The 20572-nt window shown below is 38.7% G+C and carries 20 protein-coding genes, 1 pseudogene and 1 riboswitch; of the genes and pseudogenes, 19 read left to right on the top strand and 2 right to left on the bottom strand.

All coding sequences use genetic code 11. The features are described from left to right. Nucleotides 1-171 precede the first annotated feature (171 nt). From HT714_RS00870 to rpsI, 14 genes and pseudogenes are all read left to right on the top strand, one after another. On the top strand, nt 172-1854 hold the full coding sequence (locus HT714_RS00870; RefSeq protein WP_173226213.1) for an ABC transporter ATP-binding protein: 1683 nt from the start codon (nt 172-174) through the stop codon (nt 1852-1854). Then, on the top strand, nt 1839-2669 hold the full coding sequence (locus HT714_RS00865) for an energy-coupling factor transporter transmembrane component T (RefSeq protein WP_173226215.1): 831 nt from the start codon (nt 1839-1841) through the stop codon (nt 2667-2669). The genes HT714_RS00870 and HT714_RS00865 overlap by 16 nt, the downstream gene beginning before the upstream one ends. A 192-nt stretch (nt 2670-2861) precedes the next feature. Then, entirely contained in the window at nt 2862-3365 is a 504-nt protein-coding gene (locus tag HT714_RS00860) for a tRNA (cytidine(34)-2'-O)-methyltransferase (protein WP_172928053.1), read from the top strand. Between the two features lie 59 nt (nt 3366-3424). After that, nucleotides 3425-3659, top strand: a riboswitch (FMN riboswitch). A gap of 164 nt (nt 3660-3823) precedes the next feature. Further along, nucleotides 3824-4387, top strand: coding sequence for an ECF transporter S component (locus HT714_RS00855; protein WP_000185834.1), 564 nt, complete (start codon nt 3824-3826; stop codon nt 4385-4387). After that, a complete protein-coding gene (locus tag HT714_RS00850) occupies nt 4377-5027 on the top strand; it encodes a phosphatase PAP2 family protein (protein WP_240148082.1) in 651 nt (216 codons plus the stop codon). Before HT714_RS00855 ends, HT714_RS00850 begins: the two co-directional genes overlap by 11 nt. Nucleotides 5028-5054: 27 nt before the next feature. After that, nucleotides 5055-5397: pseudogene (locus HT714_RS00845) on the top strand (chromosome partitioning protein ParB). Between the two features lie 4 nt (nt 5398-5401). Next, entirely contained in the window at nt 5402-5851 is a 450-nt protein-coding gene (locus tag HT714_RS00840) for a GNAT family N-acetyltransferase (protein WP_173226357.1), read from the top strand. Nucleotides 5852-6121: 270 nt separating this feature from the next. Further along, nucleotides 6122-7168 carry a phenylalanine--tRNA ligase subunit alpha gene (gene pheS, locus HT714_RS00835; RefSeq protein ID WP_000103745.1) on the top strand — a complete coding sequence of 349 codons (1047 nt, stop codon included), beginning with the start codon at nt 6122-6124 and terminating at the stop codon, nt 7166-7168. Next, entirely contained in the window at nt 7168-7677 is a 510-nt protein-coding gene (locus HT714_RS00830; RefSeq protein ID WP_173226217.1) for a GNAT family N-acetyltransferase, read from the top strand. The genes pheS and HT714_RS00830 overlap by 1 nt, the downstream gene beginning before the upstream one ends. Nucleotides 7678-7753: 76 nt before the next feature. After that, the gene (gene pheT / locus HT714_RS00825; RefSeq protein WP_173226219.1) at nt 7754-10159 is read left to right on the top strand and encodes a phenylalanine--tRNA ligase subunit beta; all 2406 of its coding nucleotides are present in this window, start codon (nt 7754-7756) and stop codon (nt 10157-10159) included. A 237-nt stretch (nt 10160-10396) separates the two neighbouring features. Further along, the gene (locus tag HT714_RS00820; protein WP_000895303.1) at nt 10397-11290 is read left to right on the top strand and encodes an ABC transporter ATP-binding protein; all 894 of its coding nucleotides are present in this window, start codon (nt 10397-10399) and stop codon (nt 11288-11290) included. Further along, nucleotides 11287-12486: an ABC transporter permease gene (locus tag HT714_RS00815; RefSeq protein WP_173226221.1), complete on the top strand. Its 1200-nt coding sequence runs from the start codon at nt 11287-11289 to the stop codon at nt 12484-12486. Before HT714_RS00820 ends, HT714_RS00815 begins: the two co-directional genes overlap by 4 nt. 216 nt (nt 12487-12702) lie before the next feature. Next, nucleotides 12703-13149, top strand: a complete 447-nt coding sequence (gene rplM, locus HT714_RS00810; protein WP_001044624.1) for a 50S ribosomal protein L13 — start codon at nt 12703-12705, stop codon at nt 13147-13149. A gap of 18 nt (nt 13150-13167) precedes the next feature. After that, nucleotides 13168-13560, top strand: a complete 393-nt coding sequence (gene rpsI / locus HT714_RS00805; protein WP_173226223.1) for a 30S ribosomal protein S9 — start codon at nt 13168-13170, stop codon at nt 13558-13560. Between the two features lie 260 nt (nt 13561-13820). On the opposite strand, the gene HT714_RS00800 is transcribed toward rpsI, so the two are convergent. Together HT714_RS00800 and HT714_RS00795 are read right to left on the bottom strand one after the other, a co-directional pair. Next, on the bottom strand, nt 13821-14216 hold the full coding sequence (locus HT714_RS00800) for a tyrosine-type recombinase/integrase (RefSeq protein WP_173226359.1): 396 nt from the start codon (nt 14214-14216) through the stop codon (nt 13821-13823). A gap of 349 nt (nt 14217-14565) precedes the next feature. Continuing rightward, nucleotides 14566-15774 carry an ATP-binding protein gene (locus tag HT714_RS00795; RefSeq protein WP_173226225.1) on the bottom strand — a complete coding sequence of 403 codons (1209 nt, stop codon included), beginning with the start codon at nt 15772-15774 and terminating at the stop codon, nt 14566-14568. 454 nt (nt 15775-16228) lie between these two features. Between HT714_RS00795 and HT714_RS00790 the strand changes: the two genes are divergently transcribed. The 5 genes from HT714_RS00790 to HT714_RS00770 are packed head-to-tail and all read left to right on the top strand — an operon-like array spanning nt 16229 to nt 20435. After that, nucleotides 16229-16705 (top strand): PTS sugar transporter subunit IIB, encoded by a 477-nt coding sequence (locus HT714_RS00790; RefSeq protein WP_172931947.1) that lies wholly within the window; start codon nt 16229-16231, stop codon nt 16703-16705. An 11-nt stretch (nt 16706-16716) separates the two neighbouring features. Continuing rightward, nucleotides 16717-17517 (top strand): PTS sugar transporter subunit IIC, encoded by an 801-nt coding sequence (locus HT714_RS00785; protein ID WP_112444304.1) that lies wholly within the window; start codon nt 16717-16719, stop codon nt 17515-17517. Further along, a complete protein-coding gene (locus tag HT714_RS00780; protein ID WP_001000716.1) occupies nt 17510-18322 on the top strand; it encodes a PTS system mannose/fructose/sorbose family transporter subunit IID in 813 nt (270 codons plus the stop codon). Before HT714_RS00785 ends, HT714_RS00780 begins: the two co-directional genes overlap by 8 nt. Before the next feature lie 11 nt (nt 18323-18333). Further along, nucleotides 18334-18750, top strand: coding sequence for a PTS N-acetylglucosamine transporter subunit IIBC (locus tag HT714_RS00775; RefSeq protein WP_112444306.1), 417 nt, complete (start codon nt 18334-18336; stop codon nt 18748-18750). Next, complete coding sequence (locus HT714_RS00770) at nt 18750-20435, top strand: alpha-glucosidase (protein WP_173226227.1); 1686 nt, start codon at nt 18750-18752, stop codon at nt 20433-20435. The genes HT714_RS00775 and HT714_RS00770 overlap by 1 nt, the downstream gene beginning before the upstream one ends. Nucleotides 20436-20572: the final 137 nt, after the last annotated feature.

Raw genomic sequence — 20572 nt, 5'->3', positions numbered from 1 at the left:
AAGAAGGGCTTGATTTATGATAAAATAGAAGTCTAATACTCTGCGAAAATCTCTTCAAACCGCGTCAGCTATATCTGCAACCTCAAAACAGTGTTTTGAGCAACTTACGGCTAGCTTCCTGGTTTGCTCTTTGATTTTCATTGAGTAGAAGAAGCGAATGAAGAGAGTAAGATGAAAGAAGCTATAATTGAGTGGAAGGATTTCTCTTTCCGGTATGAAACACAACAAGAACCGACCTTGCAAGGGGTGGACTTGACCATTTACAAGGGAGAGAAAGTCTTAATTGTTGGGCCATCTGGGTCAGGTAAATCTACCTTGGGTCAGTGTTTGAATGGGATTATTCCCAATATTTACAAGGGTCAGATGTCTGGAGAATTTTTGATCAAGGGGCAAGCGGCCTTTGATATGAGTATCTATGACAAATCTCATCTGGTTAGCACAGTTTTACAGGATACAGATGGGCAGTTTATCGGTCTGTCTGTGGCAGAAGATTTGGCTTTTGCTCTGGAAAATGATGTGACAGCCCTAGATGAGATGAAAAATCGTGTTTATAAATGGGCTGAAAAGCTGGACCTTCTCCCTTTACTGTCTCAGCGTCCCCAGGATTTGTCAGGTGGACAAAAACAGCGAGTCAGTCTGGCTGGTGTCTTGATTGATGAGAGTCCGATTCTCTTGTTTGATGAGCCACTCGCCAATCTTGATCCCAAGTCAGGTCAGGATATTATCGAATTGATTGACCAGATTCATAAGGAAGAGGGGACGACGACCCTTATTATTGAGCACCGTTTGGAGGACGTTCTGCATCGTCCTGTGGATCGGATTGTCTTGATAAATGATGGCCGTATCCTCTTTAATGGGAGTCCTGATCAGTTATTGGCGACTGATCTGTTGACCCAAAATGGAATTCGCGAACCCCTTTATCTAACCACTCTCCGTCAATTGGGTGTGGATTTAAAGAAGGAAGAACAATTAGCGAATCTGGATAACATGTCTATCTCAAAAGGTCAGGTTCAGTTGCAGACGGAACTGGTAAAAGAAACCCCAGAATTGCAGTCACTCTTTAAATTAGAGGATCTGTCTTTTTCTTATGATGATAGACCGATTTTAAAATCCCTACATTTAGATATTAAAAAGGGTGAAAAGATTGCCATTGTCGGGAAAAATGGGGCTGGGAAGTCAACCCTAGCCAAGGCCATAAGTAGCTTTATCCAGACGGAAGGTCGCTATCTGTGGGAAGGGCAGGATATAAAAGGAGATTCTGTTGCAGAACGGGCGGAACGAGTAGGCTATGTGCTGCAAAATCCCAATCAAATGATTTCAACTAATATGATTTTTGATGAGGTGGCTCTGGGACTTCGTTTGCGAGGTGTGGACGAGCAGGAAATTGAAACGAGAGTCTATGAAACTTTGAAAATCTGTGGGCTTTATGAATTCCGTAATTGGCCCATTTCTGCCCTGTCATTTGGTCAGAAAAAACGTGTCACTATTGCCTCGATTCTGGTTTTAGGAGCTGAAATTATCCTCTTAGATGAACCGACTGCAGGCCAAGACCAGAAGAACTATACTGAGATTATGGAATTTCTCGAAGAACTGCATCAAAAAGGTCATACCATTGTCATGATTACGCATGATATGCAATTGATGCTGGATTATTCAGATCGGGCTCTTGTCATGGTGGATGGGGAATTGATTGCCGATACTGATCCAGCTAGTCTCTTGAGCAATCCTGAGCTGTTAGTAAAAGCCAATCTAAAAGAAACTTCTATCTTCAACTTGGCAAAGAAACTCGACGTGGATCCACTTGCTTTAACGGCATTTTACAAAGAAAGGAGAGAAGGATGCAAGCTAAATTAATTGGTTACCAGCATAGAGATACTGTGATTCATCGCTTGTCAGGAGCTGCTAAACTCCTCTTTTTCATTCTCGTATCATTGGCGGCCATGATTAGCTATGATACCAGACTGCTTGTTTTGATTGCTATCTTTTCGGTTTTTCTCCTCTATTTGTCAGAAATCCGCTTTAAAGATGTTTCCTTTGTAGCCGTTTTTGCGACGGTATTTGCCGTTTTAAACGTCTTGATGGTCTATCTCTTTTCTCCTGAGTATGGGGTTGGACTTTACGGAGAGAGAAGTGTGATTTGGCAGGGAATCGGTGCCTACACTCTAACCAGCCAGGAGCTCTTTTATCTGCTAAATTTGGCTATTAAGTACCTTTGCACTATTCCTCTGGCTATTATCTTTTTGATGACAACCCACCCTAGTCAGTTTGCTTCCAGTTTAAATCAAATTGGTGTGCCTTACAAGATTGCCTATTCAGTCAGCCTGACCTTGCGCTATATTCCAGATTTGCAGGAAGAATTCTTTACTATCAAGATGTCTCAGGAAGCGCGTGGGATGGAATTATCCAAGAAAGCTTCTCTTATGCAACGAATCAAAGGTAATTTGCGCATTATTACTCCCTTGATTTTCAGTTCGCTAGAACGGATTGATACCATCGCGACAGCCATGGAGCTTCGCCGTTTTGGGAAAGAGAAAAAACGCACTTGGTATAGTTATCAGTCCTTGAAAAAAGGAGACTATCTTACCTTGCTCTTGGCAGCCTTGTTTTTAGTAACTAGTTTATTACTTATCTTGCAGAATCAGGGACGATTTTACAATCCTTGGAAATAGCTTGAAAAAATTGAAAAAATCAAGTCGTTTCTATTGACAATGATTCTGAAAGTGTTATACTAAGAAAGTAGTTTCGCTGATTTACTTCAAACCTGTTGTGAGGTAAGTTAACGATGCCTTAACCACGCTGTTTGCTGAGCTTGACTCCGGGCAGTGTGGCTATTTTTTTGCAATGGTGAAAGGAAGCAAGTCATGACAAATCACATTGTATTATTTGAACCACAAATTCCACAAAATACAGGCAATATTGCGCGTACGTGCGCTGCGACCAATTCTCCCCTCCACATCATCAAGCCAATGGGCTTTCCTATTGATGACCGCAAGATGAAGCGAGCTGGGTTGGATTATTGGGATAAGCTAGAGATTTATTTTTACGACAGTTTAGAAGATTTCATGTCTCAGATGAAGGGTAAACTTTATCTGATTTCGAAATTCGCGGAAAAAGTCTATTCTGAGGTGGATTTATCGACTGATGAAGACTATTATTTTCTCTTTGGACGTGAAGACAAGGGCTTGCCGGAGGACTTTATGCGAGAACATCCTGAGAAAGCTCTCCGTATTCCCATGAATGATGAACATGTCCGCAGTCTCAATGTGTCGAATACTGTCTGCATGATTGTCTACGAAGCCCTCCGCCAGCAGAACTTTGCAGGTCTTGAGCTTGTTCATACCTATGAAGTGGATAAATTGAAATAAAAAATGAAAATGAAAATGAACAAAATGCTTGCGCTTGCAAGCGTTTTTTGTTATGATAAAAGAGTCTTCAGGGCAGGGTGTGATTCCCGACCGGCGGTGACTTTAACTAGGAAATGATCTTTTCCTTTTATACTTTGTTGACAAGCTTTGCCTAACCAGAAGTTATGCCTACAGCTTGTCGCCTAGTCTAAAAGAAAAATCTCTATTTCCTTCTCTTTAAAGAAGTCCGCGAGCGCAAGCTGATGTGGTGAGATTCCACAACCGACAGTATAGTCTGGATGGGAGAAGACGAAAGAATAGCTTTGTCTGTTCTGATAGATTTATAGCTAAACTGTAACCGCTTGCTTTTGTTTTCTTTAATAGAGTGAGAGGGAACTTTTGGGATATAAAAAGTGAGAATAGATAGAGGGATCCTTTCTAACTTCTTCTGATTTTATAGAAAATTGGAGGAACCTGTTATGACAAACACACGTCGACTTTCGACCATTGCAATCTTATCAGCCATCTCATTTGTGCTGATGTACTTTGACTTTCCGCTTTTGCCAGCGGCGTCCTTCCTCAAGATCGAATTTAGTATCTTGCCAGTCCTTGTGGGTCTGGTGGTCATGGATTTGCCTGCTGCTCTAGGAGTTCTCTTGCTTCGCTCACTCTTGAAATTGCTTCTTAACAGCCAGGGAGTGAATACTTACATTGGTTTACCAATGAATATCGTAGCTTTGGGAGTTTTTGTCATCGTATTTGCTTTGATTTGGAAAAAGGAACGGACAACCCTTCGTTTCCTACTAGGCTCTCTAGCTGGGACTATTGGTTTAACTGTGGCAATGTTGGTTCTCAACTATGTTTATGCTGTTCCTTTGTACGCTAAGTTTGCTAACTTTGATATTGGAAAAATTTTGGGACTTTCCAACTACCTAATGACCATGGTATTACCTTTTAACTTGATTGAGGGTGTAATCTTTTCCGTTTCATTCTGGTTGTTGTACGTCCTTTTGAAACCAACCTTAAAACATTATGAAAGATAAACAAACATTTTTAATGAAGGGCAGTTTTGCCCTTTTACTTTTCGTTATTCTTGGCTACATGGTCAAATTTTACCCTGAAACGCTAGTCGGTTTTGACCAACCGATACAGACTGCTGTTCGAGGAGATTTACCAGTTTATTTGACTATTCTCTTCCGAGCCATTACACGCCTGATTGATATCCCAGTGATTATCACTTGGGTTGTCATTACAGCTTTTATCTTTTATCGTAAGAGATGGAAGATAGAAAGTTTCTTCATGCTGGGAAATCTGTCTTTGGCAGGTCTTTTAATCGTGACCTTTAAAAATATCTACCAGCGCCCACGGCCAGATATCTTACACTTGGTAGAGGAGAAGGGATTTTCTTTTCCAAGTGGGCATTCTCTGGCTGTAACCTTGATGGTCGGCACTCTGATTGTCATCCTCAGTCAACGGATGAAAGATCCAGTCTGGAGAAAAATCGTGCAAATCGTGCTAGGTCTCTACCTAGTCAGTGTGCTGGTATCGAGGGTCTATCTGGGAGTTCATTACCCATCAGATGTCCTTGCCAGTCTCTGTGTCGGCTTGGGAGTCCTGTTTATAGAGTTTCCCTTCTATGACAAGCTCCGCTTCCAATGGCGATTTAAAGGTAAGCAGAAGTGAATATCAAATTCCTTTGAGGAGAAAGAAATGAAAGTCAATATAGCAGATCTTCATCCGACTCAACTATACTTATCAGAAAAGAAACTGCTTGTTGATTACAGATGGGCATCACAGGGCTTATCAGACTTTATTGGCAGGTAGGGATACGATTTCTGCTGAGTGGGATAGAGATGGTGGTGATGAACTATATCATCTCTATGCGCAAGCCTGCGAAGAAAGAAAAATTTACTCTGTTCTGGATTTAAAAAATCATATCTTAGCTAAAAATGAGTATGAAGCAAAATGGTATAACTGGTGTGATGGTTTTAATCAAGCAGCAACTCTTTTGTTGAAAAGGAAAGCAGATGAAACGGATTTTACAAATAGATAATGCACTGCGTCTTGTTCCTTATTATAAGGTCAATCATTGTGAAGAAGCTTTTGCTTGGTATCAGGATGTGAACTTGGTTCACCTCGTAGATGGTGTGAAGAGACCTTATAGTCAAGAAACTTTGGAAGCTATGTATTCCCATTTGGATCAGCATGGTGAACTTTTTTGGATTGAAGTCAAGGAGAAGGGGGAATGGTTTCCAATTGGGGATGTTACACTATCTCAGGATAATCTCCCCATTGTGATTGGGAATTCCGATTACCAACATCGAGGACTTGGAAAAAAGATTCTAAGTGCTTTGATTGAATTGGCTCGAGTAAAAGGATGGAAAGAATTGAGAGTCAAGGAAATCTACACCTACAATCATGCTTCTAGGAGGTGTTTCAAGTCGCTTGGATTTGTGGAAAATGGAGCAACAGAAAAAGGAATGAGTTTTATATTGAAATTAGTCTAATCTAACTTGTTTTTTAACTAAAAATCTGATAAACTATGTAGTAATTGAATAGAAATCTGCAAGACTAGTAACTCAAGGGAAGTATATCAGGGAGGAGAGCCGTGACTGCAAGCTCTCTATATGAAAGCTGGGTGAATTCACTTGCGCATGGATTTAGAAATGAAGGTCTGACTTGTCAGATGAAAACGGATGGTACCGCGTGTCAACGCTCCGAGTGGAGTTTTTGGCATGTGGTTTTCTTTTTATCTACGAGCGACTGATGGAGGAATTATGTCAACTATTGAAGAACAATTAAAAGCGCTTCGCGAAGAAACGCTGGCTAGCTTGAAGCAGATTACTGCTGAAAATGAAAAAGAGATGCAAGAATTGCGTGTCTCAGTCCTTGGTAAAAAAGGTTCGCTCACTGAAATCCTCAAAGGGATGAAAGATGTCTCTGCTGAGATGCGTCCAATTATTGGGAAACACGTCAATGAAGCTCGTGATGTCTTGACAGCTGCTTTTGAAGAAACAGCTAAACTATTGGAAGAAAAGAAAGTCGCGGCTCAACTGGCTAGCGAGAGTATCGATGTGACACTTCCAGGTCGTCCAGTTGCGACTGGTCACCGTCATGTTTTGACACAAACCAGTGAGGAAATCGAAGATATTTTCATTGGGATGGGTTACCAAGTCGTGGATGGTTTTGAAGTGGAGCAAGACTACTATAACTTTGAACGTATGAACCTTCCCAAAGACCACCCAGCCCGTGATATGCAGGACACATTCTATATCACAGAAGAAATCTTACTCCGTACTCACACGTCTCCAGTTCAAGCGCGTGCTATGGATGCCCATGATTTTTCAAAAGGTCCTTTGAAGATGATCTCGCCAGGGCGTGTCTTCCGTCGTGATACGGACGATGCGACCCACAGTCACCAGTTCCACCAAATTGAAGGCTTGGTTGTTGGGAAAAACATCTCTATGGCTGACCTTCAAGGAACCCTTCAGTTGATTGTCCAAAAAATGTTCGGTGAAGAGCGTCAAATTCGTTTGCGTCCATCTTACTTCCCATTCACAGAGCCATCTGTTGAGGTGGATGTTTCTTGCTTCAAGTGTGGTGGAGAAGGCTGTAACGTATGTAAGAAAACTGGTTGGATCGAAATTATGGGGGCCGGTATGGTTCACCCACGTGTCCTTGAAATGAGTGGCATCGATGCGACTGTTTACTCTGGCTTTGCCTTTGGTCTTGGACAAGAGCGTGTAGCTATGCTCCGTTATGGAATCAACGATATCCGTGGATTCTACCAAGGAGATGTCCGCTTCTCAGAACAGTTTAAATAATGATTAGAAAAGTAGAAATGGCAGATGTTGAGGTGTTGTCCAAAATTGCCAAACAAACCTTTCATGAAACATTTGCTCATGATAATACGGAAGAGCAGTTACAGGAATACTTTGAAGAGGCTTATAGTCTGAGAACTTTGTCAACTGAGTTGGAAAATCCTGACTCCGAAACCTATTTCATTATGCATGAAGATGAGATAGCTGGTTTTCTCAAAGTCAACTGGGGAAGTGCTCAGACTGAGAGAGAATTAGAGGATGCTTTTGAAATTCAACGCCTCTATGTGCTACAAAAATTCCAAGGATTTGGACTAGGTAAGCAACTGTTTGAATTCGCTCTTGAACTTGCTACAAAAAATAGTTTTTCCTGGGTTTGGTTAGGTGTTTGGGAGCATAATACAAAAGCTCAAGCGTTTTATAATCGATATGGTTTTGAAAAATTTAGCCAACATCATTTTATGGTTGGTCAAAAAGTAGACACGGATTGGTTACTGAGAAAGAAATTAAGGTAAGAAGATGATTCTTCTATTGAAATGATAGGAAAGGAAAAGAACTAGAGTGGCAACTGTCATTCTGGAGAACTAAATTATGCTTGTATCTTATAAATGGTTAAAAGAATTGGTGGACATTGATGTGCCATCACAAGAGTTGGCTGAAAAAATGTCAACTACAGGGATCGAGGTCGAAGGTGTCGAATCACCTGCTGCTGGTCTCTCAAAAATTGTCGTAGGTGAGGTCTTGTCTTGCGAAGATGTGCCAGAAACTCACCTCCATGTTTGTCAGGTTAACGTTGGCGAAGAAGAAGCCCGTCAAATCGTCTGTGGTGCCCCAAATGTGCGTGCTGGTATCAAGGTTATGGTGGCTCTTCCAGGAGCTCGCATCGCTGACAACTACAAAATCAAAAAAGGGAAAATCCGCGGTCTTGAGTCACTTGGGATGATCTGTTCACTTGGTGAATTGGGAATTTCTGACTCAGTTGTGCCTAAGGAATTCGCAGATGGCATCCAAATCTTGCCAGAAAATGCCGTTCCAGGTGAGGAAGTCTTCTCATATCTAGACTTGGATGATGAAATCATCGAACTTTCAATTACACCTAACCGTGCAGATGCCCTTTCTATGCGTGGGGTGGCTCACGAAGTGGCAGCCATCTATGACAAGGCAGTCAACTTTAAAGAATTTACTCTTTCAGAAACTGACCAAGCTGCAGCAGATGCTCTTTCTGTCAGCATTGAGACAGACAAGGCGCCTTACTATGCCGCTCGTATCTTGGACAATGTGACTATCGCACCAAGTCCACAATGGTTGCAAAATCTTCTTATGAATGAAGGTATCCGTCCAATCAATAACGTAGTGGACGTGACCAACTATATCCTGCTCTACTTTGGTCAACCTATGCATGCTTTTGACTTGGACACCTTTGAAGGGACTGACATCCGTGTGCGTGAAGCGCGTGCTGGTGAAAAATTGGTGACTTTAGATGGTGAAGAACGTGACTTAGACGTGAATGACTTAGTTATAACTGTCGCAGACAAGCCAGTAGCCCTTGCAGGCGTCATGGGCAGTCAAGCAACAGAAATCTCTGAGAAATCTAGTCGTGTCGTCCTTGAAGCTGCAGTCTTCAACGGAAAATCTATCCGCAAGACCAGTGGTCGCCTGAATCTTCGTTCTGAGTCATCTTCTCGCTTTGAAAAAGGCATTAATGTGGCAACTGTTAACGAAGCCCTTGATGCGGCGGCTAGCATGATTGCAGAACTTGCAGGTGCGACGGTGCGCAAAGGCATCGTTTCAGCAGGTGAACTTGATACTTCTGATGTGGAAGTTTCTTCAACCCTTGCTGATGTTAACCGTGTCCTTGGTACAGAACTTTCTTACGCGGATGTAGAAGACGTCTTCCGTCGTCTTGGATTTGGCCTTTCTGGAAATGCAGACAGCTTTACAGTCAGCGTTCCACGTCGTCGCTGGGATATCACTATCGAAGCAGACCTCTTTGAAGAAATCGCTCGTATCTATGGATATGATCGCTTGCCAACCAGTCTTCCAAAAGATGACGGTACAGCTGGTGAATTGACAGCCACACAAAAACTCCGCCGTCAAGTTCGTACTATTGCTGAAGGGGCAGGTTTGACAGAAATCATCACCTACGCTTTGACAACTCCTGAAAAAGCAGTTGAGTTTACGGCTCAACCAAGTAACCTTACTGAACTCATGTGGCCAATGACCGTGGATCGTTCAGTCCTCCGTCAAAATATGATTTCTGGTATCCTAGATACAGTTGCTTACAATGTGGCTCGTAAGAACAAAAACTTGTCTCTTTACGAGATTGGAAAAGTCTTTGAACAAACAGGCAATCCAAAAGAAGAACTTCCAAATGAGATTAATAGCTTTGCCTTTGCTTTGACAGGATTGGTTGCTGAAAAAGATTTCCAAACAGCAGCAGTTCCAGTTGATTTCTTCTATGCTAAGGGAATCCTTGAAGCGCTCTTTACTCGTTTGGGACTTGCAGTGACTTATACAGCAACATCTGAAATCGCTAGCCTTCATCCAGGTCGTACAGCTATGATTTCACTCGGTGACCAAGTTCTTGGTTTCCTTGGCCAAGTGCATCCAGTCACTGCCAAGGCTTACGATATTCCAGAAACTTATGTAGCAGAGCTCAACCTTTCAGCCATCGAAGCAGAGCTTCAGCCAGCTGCTCCATTTGTGGAAATCACGAAATTCCCAGCAGTTAGCCGTGACGTTGCCCTTCTCCTCAAGGCAGAAGTGACTCACCAAGAAGTTGTGGATGCTATCCAAGCTGCCGGTGTGAAACGTTTGACAGATATCAAACTCTTTGACGTCTTCTCAGGCGAAAAATTGGGACTTGGTATGAAGTCAATGGCCTATAGCTTGACCTTCCAAAATCCAGAAGATAGCTTAACGGACGAAGCAGTCGCACGCTATATGGAAAAAATCCAAGCGTCTCTCGAAGAAAAAGTCAATGCAGAAGTGCGTTAAAATATCAATCCATCCTCCGGGGTGGATTTTTTCTTTTCAAATAACAATTCAGGATCAAAAATAGACAGTTGAGGAGCAGAGTGGATAAATTAAGTTTACTACTGTATAATGGATTTATCACTAAAAACGCTCCATGCCATATTTTACATAGCATTAGTCTTCTAAAAATGGACAGAAATCATTGTAAAGGCTATCAAAAAGGAGTATAATGAGTGCAAGACATTTCGGAGGTTAAAGATGCTCGAAGTAAGAAGTCTAGAGAAAAGTTTTGGATCCAAGCAAGTTTTGTTTGGTATTGACTTTCAAGCGCGACCAGGTCGTATTTTGGGATTAGTCGGAAAAAATGGTGCTGGGAAAACAACGATTTTCCACAGTATTTTGAAGTTTTTAGAATATCAAGGAGAAATCAGTCTGGATGGTCAGGATATCCGTCAGGAGACCTACGCTCGGATTGGCTATCTGCCTGAAGAACGCAGTCTCATGCCTAAATTGACAGTCCTTGAACAAGTTCGTTACTTGGCGACTCTAAAGGGCATGGATGCCAAGGAAGTTAAGGAAAAACTTCCTCAATGGATGAAGAGGTTGGAAGTGAAAGGGAAGCTGACAGATAAAATCAAGAGTCTGTCAAAAGGAAATCAGCAGAAGATTCAGCTCATCATTACTCTGATTCATGAACCAGACTTGATTATCTTGGATGAGCCTTTCAGTGGATTGGACCCAGTCAATACAGAATTGCTCAAACAAGTCATTTTTCAAGAAAAAGAACGTGGGGCAACCATTATCTTTTCTGACCATGTCATGACCAACGTCGAGGAGCTTTGTGACGATATTCTCATGATTCGAGATGGCCGTGTGGTCTTGCATGGACCAGTTCAGGATGTCCGCAATCAATACGGGAAAACACGTCTCTTTGTTTCAAGTGAACGAAGCAAGGAAGAATTGGAAAACCTTCCTCATGTTAAACAGGTGAGCTTGACCAAACAAGGCAGTTGGAAATTGATTTTGGAGGATGAGAGCGCTGGAAGGGAACTCTTCCCAATCTTGACTCAGGGGCAATATATCGCAACCTTTGACCAGCAAGCGCCAACAATCGATGAAATCTTTAAACTAGAATCAGGGGTGGAAGTATGAGAAATATGTGGGTTGTAATGAAGGAAACCTATCTTCGACATGTCAAATCGTGGAGTTTCTTCTTTATGGTGATTTCACCATTCTTGTTTATCGGTCTCTCTGGAGGAATTGGCTATCTCCAAGGCTCTTCAATGGCTAAAAATGATAAAGTGGCAGTAGTGACAACAGTGCCGTCTGTAGCAGAAGGACTGAAGAATGTAAATGGTGTTAACTTTGACTATAAAGACGAAGCAAGTGCCAAAGAAGCGATTAAAGATGAAAAATTAAAAGGCTATCTGACTATTGATCAAGAAGATAGTGTCTTGAAGGCAGTTTATCATGGCGAGACATCGCTTGAAAATGGAATTAAATTTGCAGTTACAGGTACACTCAATGAACTGCAAAATCAGCTTAATCGTTCAACGGCCTCCTTGTCTCAAGAGCAGGAAAAACGCTTAGCGCAGACAATTCAATTCACAGAAAAGATTGATGAAGCCAAGGAAAATAAAAAGTTTATTCAAACAATGGCAGCAGGAGCCTTAGGATTCTTTCTTTATATGATTCTGATTACCTATGCGGGTGTAACGGCTCAGGAAGTTGCCAGTGAAAAAGGCACCAAAATTATGGAAGTCGTCTTTTCTAGCATAAGGGCTAGTCACTATTTCTATGCGCGGATGATGGCTCTGTTTCTGGTAATTTTAACGCATATTGGGATTTATGTTGTAGGTGGACTTGCTGCCATTCTTCTCTTTAAAGACCTACCAATCTTGGCACAGTCTGGTATTTTGAATCACTTGGGAGATGCATTCTCATTGAATACATTGCTCTTTATTTTGGTCAGTCTCTTTATGTATGTCGTCTTGGCAGCCTTTCTAGGTTCTATGGTTTCTCGTCCTGAGGATTCAGGAAAAGCCTTGTCGCCTTTGATGATTTTGATTATGGGTGGTTTTTTTGGAGTGACAGCTTTAGGTGCAGCTGGTGACAATCTCATCTTGAAAATTGGTTCTTATATTCCCTTTATTTCGACCTTCTTCATGCCATTTAGAACCATTAATGGCTATGCAGGGGGAGCAGAAGCGTGGATTTCACTTGCTATTACAGTGATTTTTGCAGTGGTGGCAACAGGATTTATCGGACGCATGTATGCTAGCCTAGTCCTTCAAACGGATGATTTAGGGATTTGGAAAACATTTAAACGTGCCTTAGCTTATAAATAGAAGAGCCTCGCGAAAGCGAGGTTTTTTAGAGATAAAAAGAGTGGAATTTTAGAAAAATATTTTTCATATCTATTGACTTTTAGGGGTGAAATTTGGTATTATAGTAGGCGGTATTGTTTACCCCATTTGAAAGGCCCCGGAACCTTCCAAATACTTTTCGATGGGAAGGAACACCCATCACCGTAAACAAAAATCGAACTATATATAGGAGAAATCATGAACAAAACAACATTTATGGCTAAACCAGGCCAAGTTGAACGTAAATGGTACGTAGTTGACGCAACTGATGTACCACTTGGACGTCTTTCTGCAGTAGTTGCTAGCGTACTTCGCGGAAAAAACAAACCAACATTTACACCACACACTGATACAGGTGACTTTGTGATTGTTATCAATGCTGAAAAGGTTAAATTGACTGGTAAAAAAGCAACTGATAAAATCTACTACACTCACTCAAACCACCCAGGTGGATTGAAACAAATCTCTGCAGGTGAACTTCGTTCTAAAAATGCAGTACGTTTGATCGAGAAATCAGTTAAAGGTATGCTTCCACACAATACTCTTGGACGCGCTCAAGGTATGAAGTTGAAAGTATTTGTTGGAGCTGAGCACACTCACGCTGCACAACAACCAGAAGTTCTTGATATTTCAGGACTTATCTAAGGAAAGGAACAATAAAGTATGTCACAAGCACAATATGCAGGTACTGGACGTCGTAAAAACGCTGTTGCACGCGTTCGCCTTGTTCCAGGAACTGGTAAAATCATTGTTAACAAAAAAGATGTTGAAGAGTACATCCCACACGCTGACCTTCGTCTTGTCATCAACCAACCATTCGCAGTTACTTCAACTGCAGGTTCATACGACGTTTTCGTTAACGTTGTAGGTGGTGGATACGCTGGTCAATCAGGAGCTATCCGTCACGGTATCGCTCGTGCCCTTCTTCAAGTAGACCCAGACTTCCGCGATTCATTGAAACGCGCAGGACTTCTTACACGTGACTCACGTAAAGTTGAACGTAAGAAACCAGGTCTTAAGAAAGCTCGTAAAGCATCACAATTTAGTAAACGTTAATTCGAAAGAATTACTGTACTTACAAAGAGCACCTTTCGGGGTGTTCTTTTTTGTACTTTTTTACTAAATTGGTGCAATTGACACAGTTGTTGCGACTTTAGTCGCTTACAAATGTGGCTGCAACCTGACAAGGTCAGTTGCCTCAAAACGTTAATCAATACGATTATATCAACGTTTCAAAGCACTCAAGAGTTTACCTCAGGGGTGCTTTTTTTATGTTTTTTGAAAAAGTTCACCTCAAAGTTTACCTTATTTTCACCTTATTGTTTTAGAGACTTTAAAGCAAATTCACCTACTGTCATAGGAACTACATTAGAGGTATTTACATAAATCTGTGTTGTTCCTGTGTCACTGTGTGTTAAAGCTTCAGAAATAGCTTCTAAGCTCATTCCCTCTTGTTTGGCAAGTGTCGCTCCTGTATGTCGCAGTTTATGAGGTGTAGCATGTGCCAGCTCTTTATGTCGCTTTCTAATGCTTATCATTTTATTGTTTAGATAGTCAGCATGTAAAGGCTTATTGATATTTCCTTTTGTATCGATATATGTAAAAACAAATTGTTCTGGGTTACTGATGATACCAAATTTTGCTAGTTCATATTTTTGTTGCTCTTTCCAAGAGGTAAGAAGCTGAAGTAAGTCATTAGAAATAGAGAAAATAGGCTAGCAAAAACTCTATTTCAGGAGAAAATGAAGCAAATATTTCCATAATAAAACGCATAATATCAAGTTTTTCAACACCTGATACTATGCGTTTTTAGGATTTTAAAGCCTGATTGCTTGGTCTCTTTTTCATTATAGTTCCGTTTGATTTATAGTTTCATTAATTCTATGGAGATTCATCATTTTAAGTAATAATAGTTCTTACAGAAGTTAAAGATTCCATTTTATCCTTCAAGTGTCTGTATTAGATAATGTGTTCTAAATTCTTTATATCTTGTTAGGATTTGGGTAGAATCATTGATAACAGACTGTTGCAAATCTAGTTAGCTGTATGATTTATATTTATCTATTTTTCTAGTAACCAATCTATGATATTTTTTTTCTCAATTCCATTGTAATTTGCTGTTGGCTGAATCGTATCCATTGTTAATAGATACTTGGGGAATTGATCTTTAATGGCTTCTAGTGGTCTAAGTTCTCTTTCTAGTGTTTCTGGAGCAAGTGTTGTTTCACTGACTTGATAATAAGCGTAGTGACCAAGATCAGTTACAACAACAAAATCAACCTCATATTTATCTAAATTACCAACATATACTTGTGAATATCTACGTCTTAATTCCAAATATACAATATTTTCCAAGATATGCCCAATATCTTCTTTGGGGTCTGGCAATAAGAGGTGTCGTAAACCTAAATCAACGGGATAATATTTTTCTAAGCGTTGCAATAATGCTCTACCTTTTACATCAAAACGTGGAACGGAATAAAAAAGTAAACTGTCTGTCAAAGTCGTCAAATAATTTTCTAAAGTATTATGGGAGATTGAAACATTTTGGCTGACCAGGGTATTGCGAATCTTATTTGTTGATATTAAGCTACCTGTACTACTGAGAAGGGTTCGGACAATGCGCTCAATAATAGTAGGATTTGGATTTCCCAATCTAGTGACAATATCATTTAACAGTATGGAGTTATATATTCCTCTGAGATAGTCAATTTTTTCAGCGTAAGATGATGTTTGCAATAAGTAAGGGAAAGCACTAAAGAGATAATTGTTAAAAACTTCTGTTGTATTCAGATTCTCTGAGAGAGATTGACCTGATAGATATTCTTCAAATGACAAAGGAAGAACCTCTATCTCAACATACCGACCAGTCAAGTTTGTAGCTAATTGGCTACTCATAAAGTAGGCATTTGATCCAGTCAAATAGAGGTCAACATTTGGCAAGATGAATAGACTATCTGCTACCAGTTCAAATTTTTCAACATGTTGAATTTCATCTAAAAAGATATAGTATGTTTTCTCTCCAACTAACTGCCCTTTTATATAAGTGAATAATGTTTGAAAATGTCGCAGGTCATAATAACTTAGATCCTCAAAATTGATGAATATAATCTGATCCTCGTCTACCCCAGTTGCTAGTAACTCCTCTTTATAGAGTTGAAAGAGAACAGATTTACCAGCTCGTCTAACTCCATTCACAACCTTAATGATTTGTCGGTCACAATGTCTTCTTAAAAAGTCTAAATAATGTGGTCTTTTAATATAGTTCATAAAAGATACCTCAAAGATAGTATAATACAAATGAAGATTATTTTCAAATATTTAGAAATAAAGCGGAATGTATTTTATTATTTACAAATATTTAGAAATAATATCTTCAAATAGAAAACGACGATAACAAAATCATTTGAACTGGTACGAAGAAACTGTACATTTGTTGCTAAACTGTACATCATCTTTATGATACAGTAGTTCATATTTCTCAATTACATAAGCTCGGAAAACTAAAAAAGTGATAACCCTTTAATAATATTTCGATTTGAATACTAATAATCAAATGAAGGAAAAAGATAAGAGATACATAAATTACTTATGTCGGGAAACTTCTCACTAATTTGCTACTTATCCCAACTTTTCAATACATCTCCCGAAATGCTTATAACATCTTGTGTTAAGCGTTTTCGTGTTTTATAATTCTATCATAACTAAAAAAAGGAGAAGCTATATGTCAGTAGTATTAGCGAGAATTGATCAACGCATGATTCATGGTATTGTGGTAACACAATGGGCGGGGGCTACAAATGCCAAAAGGTTGATGGTAGTAGATAATGAAGTAAGTAAGGACGAAGTCCAAAAGGCTGCTATGAGGATGAGTAAACCTGCAGGAACTGGAATGTCAATTATTGATACAGATACTGCGATTACAAATTTTGCAGATGGCAAGTATGATAATCATAATGTTTTACTAATTGTTCGAGAACCTGAAACATTGGTGGCATTGGTTGAAGGTGGAGTAAAGATACCAAAAGTTAACGTTGGAATAATGTTTGATGGTGAAGGAAAAAAAACAGTCAAGAAGATGGTATCTGTCAATGAAAAAGAAATTGCTGATTTGAAAAGATTAAAAACACTTGGTGTTGAGGTAACATTCCATTTTGTTCCTTCTGATCCAGAGGAAAATTTAGAAAAGTATATTAAATAGGAGATGATACTATGGAAGTGATTCAAGGTTTACTTATTATTTTATTGTCGTTTTGGGTAGTACTAGATCAACAAGGATTGGTACTAAGTACTTGGTTTCCTATAATGGTTTCATTATTTGTTGGAATTATTATGGGAGATATGAAAACAGCAATGATTATTGGTGGAACATTCCAATTGATGGCATTAGGTGTTGCAAACATTGGTGGTTCATCAGTACCAAACTGGGGACTAGCAGCATTAGTAGGTGGTTTTATTGCGATTAAAACAACAAGTAATGTAGAGTCTGCAAAAGCTGTAGCTTTAGCAGTAGGAGTTCCTGTTGGAATGCTTGGGATTCAGTTGGATGTTTTAGCAAAAATACTTAATACATATGTAACCCACGCAGCTCAGAAGGCAGCTAATGAGAAAAAGTTTACTAAGATGAATCGAATTTTTTGGATTGGACCGGTTATTTTTGGTTTATCAACAGCAATTCCGACAGCTCTTTGTGTCATTTTTGGAGATAAAATTGTAAATGTAATTTTGAATAGTGTACCAGAATGGTTCACTAATGGTTTATCTATTGCAGGTAGTATCCTACCTGTTGTCGGAATCGCGATTCTATTACAGGTGATGCCTACTAAAAAATATTTAAGCATGCTTATTGTTGGCTTTATCCTTGCAGCATATTTGAATTTACCAATTTTAGGAATTTCTCTTGCTGGTTTTGCCATTGCATATTACTATTTTACTATGAATAAAAATGTATCAACTGTTGTCTCTTCAACAGTTGCCGGAGCTGAAGAATTTGGAGATGACTTTGATGAATGATGTACAACAAAAAATAACAAAAAAAGATATTCGTAATGCCGCGTTCAGATATATGTTTATGGCATGTAACACTTTTAATTATGAGAATCAACAGGGACCAGCAGTTGTTTATGGATTAAATAAAGTTTTAAGAAAAATCTATCCAAATGATGATGAATATGTTGCATCATTGAATAATCATTTTAAGTATTTTAATACTACTACTTGGATGGCTAATATCTTATTAGGTGCAAGTATAGCAATGGAAGAAAAAGATGGTGTTGAATCTTTAGATACGGTACAAAATTTTAAAACTGGTATGATGGGACCACTTGCTGGTGTAGGTGATACCTTAATTTGGGTATTATATCCAACAATCATGGGCTCAATTGCAGCATATATGGGATTAGAAGGGAATCCAATTGGTGCAATAATTTGGTTAGTTTTGAATGTTTTCTTCCTATTTTTCCGATTTAAATTATTTGATATCGGATATGATTCTGGTTTGAAGTTGATAACCGGATTAGGTGAAAAATTAAATATTTTTACTGAATCTGCTTCAATCATGGGTTTAACGGTTGTTGGAGCTTTAATCCCATCTGTAGTTAAAATGAAGATTTCGACAGTATTTACTACAGGAGATGTTAAGCTAGTAATTCAAGACGATATTCTTGATAAAATCATGCCAGCGCTATTACCTGCAGTGATGACTTATTTAGTTTACAAATTGTTAGCGAATAAGAAGTTATCCGTAATTCAAATTATTTTTGGAATTATTATTCTATCTTTAATTCTGTCTTACTTTGGCATTTTATCAGTTAATTAAAAGGAGAAAATATGACAAAAGTTATTATTGCAAGTCATCATCATCTTGCAACTGGGATGAAGGATACTATAGAGTACTTAATCCCATCTATTGGAAAAATTGATGTAATTGCAGCCTATATTAATAATGAGCCAATTGAAGACGAAATTTCAAAACTTTTAGAAAGTTATCCCGTTGACGAAAAAGTTCTGATTTTTACAGATTTGCTTGGTGGATCGGTGAATCAAACTTTTATTAGGTATATGAGCAAAAGAAATTTGTTTCTTGTAACAGGGATGAATTTACCAATTATTATGACGCTTTTGTTATCTATTGAAAGCGAAGATTTATCTGAAGAGTTAATTAGAAAGTCTATTGATGAAGCAAAGAATCAATTACTTTTTGTGAATGATATATATAATCAAGTGACTGATGAGGATGATGAGTGATGGCAGATGCTTGGTGGAAAAATAGTGTTGTTTATCAAATTTATCCTCAAAGTTTTAAGGATTCAAATGGAGATGGTGTAGGAGACCTGAATGGAATAAAAGAAAAATTACCGTATCTCCATAAGTTAGGAATTGATGTTATTTGGCTTAATCCTATCTATGAATCACCATTGGTGGATAATGGATACGATATCAGTGATTATGAAAGAATCCTATCAATTTATGGGACAATGGAAGATTTTCAAGAATTATTAGCAGAAGCTCATAAATTAGAAATAAAGATTATTCTGGACTTGGTTGTGAATCATACCAGTGATAAGCATTCATGGTTTATTGAATCTAGAAAAAATAAAAATAATCCATATTCTGATTACTATATTTGGAAAGATCCTAAGCCAGATGGTAGCGAACCTAATAATTGGGGTTCCACTTTTGGTGGATCTGCATGGGAGTATGTTCCAGAACGAAATCAATATTATTTACATTGTTTTGCCAAGGAACAACCAGATTTAAATTGGGAAAATCCAACGGTACGTCAAGAAATTCAAAAAATGATGACCGAATGGTTTGATTTAGGAATTGATGGTTTTAGGATGGATGTAATTACATTGATAAGTAAAAGGCAGGACTATCCTGACGCACCGGGTGGAGTTCCATACACTAAATCTTATTATGTAGGAGCTTCAAATGGCCCACGAGTTCATGAGTTTTTACATGAACTAAATCAGGAAGTTCTAAGCCGATATAATGTAATGACAGTTGGTGAAGCTCCAAATACAAACAGTGATCAAGCTTTGCAGTATACTCTGCCCGAAAATGAAGAATTGAATATGGTGTTTCATTTTGATCACATGCACTTGGATTATGGTAGATATGGTAAGTTCTCAGATATACGCTTTAAAGTAAGTGATTTAAAATCAGTTTTAACAGAGTGGCAATTGAAGTTAGAAAAAGGGTGGAATTCACTATACTGGAGTAATCACGATCAACCAAGAGCTGTCACTCGATTTGGTGATGATGGTGAATTTAGGGTACAGTCAGCAAAGATGTTAGCTACCTTATTGCATATGATGAAGGGAACTCCGTATGTTTTTCAAGGTGAAGAGTTGGGGATGAAGAATGTTCATTTTGATTCTGTAGAGAATTACAAAGATATCGAGACTAAATATTTTTATGAACTTATGAAGGAAAATGGTGAATCTTCATCTTATATAAATAATTCAATTTATTTAAAATCTAGAGATAATGCGAGAACACCGTTCCCATGGAATGGAAATAAAGAAGAAGGATATGGTTTTTCAAGTGGAAACCCTTGGATACAGTATTCTCCAGACAATTCTTCTATAAATGCAGAAGCCTGTCTTGAAGATTCAAACTCAGTTTTTTATTATTATCAAAAATTAATCAGCTTGAGGCGTGATTACCCAATTATAATTCATGGGAAGTATGAATTGATAAACGAAGAAGATAGTGATGTCTTTAGTTATGTACGGGAATATAATAAACAAATTTTGTTAATTGTGTGTTCATTCTCTAAACAACCTACTACCTCACAAGTACCATCGAATCTGATTGGTAGTCAAGTAAAATATTTAATTGGAAATTATGAATCAGAACTTAAACAACTTCCAAAATTTTTTGAATTGAAACCTTTTGAGGCTCAAGTTTTCTTAATAGAACAATAAAGATTTTTGCAAAACTTTGAATAGAACCTATTTGTCGAGTATAGTGAGAGCTAATACTATTAAGTTTAAATACTAGAGCAAAATTCAATTGAAATAGGGAATTTATAAAATCTATTCATGAGGAAACGTATGATATC

The sequence above is a fragment of the Streptococcus sp. 3705 genome (assembly GCF_013277145.1).
Taxonomy (GTDB): Bacteria; Bacillota; Bacilli; order Lactobacillales; family Streptococcaceae; genus Streptococcus.
This window is presented reverse-complemented; position numbering and strand designations above follow the sequence as displayed.